This window comes from Gemmatimonadales bacterium (genome assembly GCA_030697825.1).
Classification (GTDB): Bacteria; Gemmatimonadota; Gemmatimonadetes; order Gemmatimonadales; family JACORV01; genus JACORV01.
Window position 1 is genome coordinate 1 of sequence record JAUYOW010000058.1, and the last position, 2,668, is coordinate 2,668.

3 protein-coding genes are annotated in these 2,668 nt (G+C 70.8%); 2 read left to right on the top strand and 1 reads right to left on the bottom strand.

Going from position 1 to position 2,668, the window contains the following annotated elements; translation table 11 throughout:
• Window positions 1-344: hypothetical protein (locus tag Q8Q85_02905; protein ID MDP3773193.1), on the top strand; the 344-nt coding region annotated here is incomplete at its 5' end.
• Window positions 345-420: 76 nt separating this feature from the next.
• Window positions 421-2,046: an amidase gene (locus Q8Q85_02910; protein ID MDP3773194.1), complete on the top strand. Its 1,626-nt coding sequence runs from the start codon at window positions 421-423 to the stop codon at window positions 2,044-2,046.
• A 194-nt stretch (window positions 2,047-2,240) separates the two neighbouring features.
• Here the strand turns inward: Q8Q85_02910 and Q8Q85_02915 are convergent.
• Window positions 2,241-2,668, bottom strand: a 428-nt coding sequence (locus tag Q8Q85_02915) for a type II toxin-antitoxin system VapC family toxin (GenBank protein MDP3773195.1), incomplete at its 5' end; no start/stop codon positions are given.

A 2,668-nucleotide genomic window follows, 5' to 3' on the forward strand; every position in this document is an offset into this window, starting at 1 on the left:
TCAGCAGCTCTTACGAGCTGCTGCTGCGCCTCACCTGGGTGGCGATCCTCTACGGCAAGCTCGACGTGGACTTCGCGGTCACCGGCGGGGTGCACACGGCGAAGGACGTGTTGAAGGCGATGATGGCCGGCGCGAACGTGGCGATGTTGACTTCGGCGCTGCTCAAGCATGGCATCGAGCACCTCCGCGTCGTGAGGCGGGATGTCGTGGAATGGATGGAGGCTCACGAGTACGAGAGCGTCGCGCAGATGCGCGGCAGCATGAGCCAGCAGGCAATCGCGAACCCGGGCGCTTACGAGCGCGGGAACTACCTCAGGGTCTTGAGCTCGTTCGCCCTGCGCTGAGTCTGCCGCGGTTGACGGCGATGCCCTCGAGGTGGATCTTCGACCGGCACTTCGCCACGACGTCAGGAGCACCACGATGAAACGCCGGGACTTCATTGGGCGCGCCGCAGCGGGCGCCGCGATCGCTACGCGCGTGTCCGGGGGGGCCGCCCCGCACCGCGAGCCGCCGCAGGGCGGGTTCGCCCTCGAAGAAGTATCGGTCGCCGACCTGCAGCAGCAGATGACCGCGGGCCGCACCACCGCCCGCCGGCTGGTGGACCAGTACGCCGCGCGCATCGAGTGGCTCGACCGCCGAGGGCCGCTCCTCGGCCACGTGCTCGAGATCAACCCCGACGCGCGCGAAATCGCAGATCAGATGGACCAGGAGCGCCGGGCCGGTCACGTGCGCAGCCCCATGCACGGCATCCCGGTTCTCATCAAGGACAACATCGCCACCCTCGACCGGATGGAAACGACGGCGGGCTCCTACGCGCTGGTGGGCGCCAGGCCGCCGCGCGACTCGTTCATCGCCCGGAAGCTCCGCGAGGCCGGCGCCGTCATCCTGGGCAAGACCAACCTGAGCGAATGGGCCAACTTCCGGTCCTCGCGCTCGGTCAGCGGGTGGAGCGGGCGCGGCGGGCAGTGCCGCAACCCCTACGCGCTCGACCGGACGCCGTCGGGATCGAGCTCAGGCTCCGGCGTCGCGGTGGCGGCCAGCTCCTGTGCCGTGGCCATCGGCACGGAGACGTCGGGCTCTATCATCTCGCCCGCGAGCGCCTGCGGCGTCGTGGGCGTGAAGCCAACCGTCGGCCTCATCAGCCGCGCGGGTGTCATCCCCATCGCGCACAGCCAGGACACCGCGGGCCCGATGGCGCGCACTGTCACCGACGCGGCGGCGCTCCTGACGGTGCTGGCGGGCAGCGACCCGGCCGACGAGGTCACGGCCGAGGCGGACGCTCGCAAGAGCGATTACACCCGGGCGCTGGACGCGGACGGGCTGCGCGGTGCGCGGCTGGGCGTGCTGCGCGGCATGAACACCGAGCCCAGGCTCCTCGCCCGGTACGACGCGGCGATCGCGGTGCTGCGCCAGCGTGGGGCGGAGATCGTGGACCCGGTGACGATCGCGACGCAGCAGCAGCTCACCAGCGGCGGCGACCTGCTCCAGTACGAGTTCAAGGCGGACCTGGAGCGCTACCTCGCCGAATGGGCGCCGACCGCGTCGGTGCGCACCCTCGACGATCTCATCGCCTTCAACCGGCGCGAGGCGGCGCGCGAGATGCCGTACTTCCAGCAGGAGACGTTCGAAGCGTCCGCCCGCAGGGGCCCGTTGACCACGCCGGAGTACGTGGAGCTGAAGGAGCGGCTCCAGCGGCTGGCGCGCGCCGAAGGGATCGACGCCACGATGGACACCAACCGGCTCGACGCGCTGGTGGCGGTGAGCGCCGGGGCCGCCCGGCACATCGACCTGGTGAGCGGCGATGGGGGCGGCGGTGGCGGCGCGCCCAGCGGCACCGGCATCGCCGCGACCGCCGGCTACCCGCACGTCACCGTCCCGATGGGGTACATCCACGGGCTGCCGGTCGGGTTGTCGTTCTTCGGGCGGGCGTGGAGCGAGTCACTGCTGCTCAAGTTCGCGTTCGCGTATGAGCAGGCGTCGCGGGCGCGGCATGCTCCCGTGTTCGCCGCCACGGCGTCGGTGCCCTGGGACGGTCGCGGGATCTGACCGCGCACGCGCTTGCTGAGCGCCTTCCGCGCGCGGGCAGGCGCAGACCAGGGATGCCGGAGCCTTTCGAACGGGTTGACGGGTATGGAGAGGAGGCCTCAACTCAGATCCGCCTCCCCCCTTCCTGTCAGGTCAGGTGAAAGTCGCGATGCCGGTCATCGATGTCCGTCGGACCGTCGGTCGCGCCTGCAGTGTTAGGCGTTGCCGCCCGCAAAGTCGGGTCCCGCGACGGCAACGGCCGGGAAGGTGCGCAGCACCTGCCGGTCCCAGGTGACCAGCGGGACCTGCAGCTCCTGGGCCAAGGCAACGTACTCACAGTCGTAGGCCGAGCAACTCGACTCGGCCGCCAGCTGAAGGACCGCATCACCCCGAACGGTGTACTCGCGGCCGGCCAACAGCCGCTCCGCCAGTTCGTGCACTGCCGCGGCGTCCGCCACCCGCAGTTTCCGCCGGCGCATGTAGCCGGCGAGGATGCTCCGGAACTCACTGCGCCACAGGACCGGGGCGGCCCACACCGGATCACGCCGGAAGGCGCGCTCGGCATCCTCTGCCTCCGGGCCTCCGAGCAGCAGGTAGGCCAGAAGGTTGCTGTCCGCAACGATCATGCCCGGCCTGCGGTCTT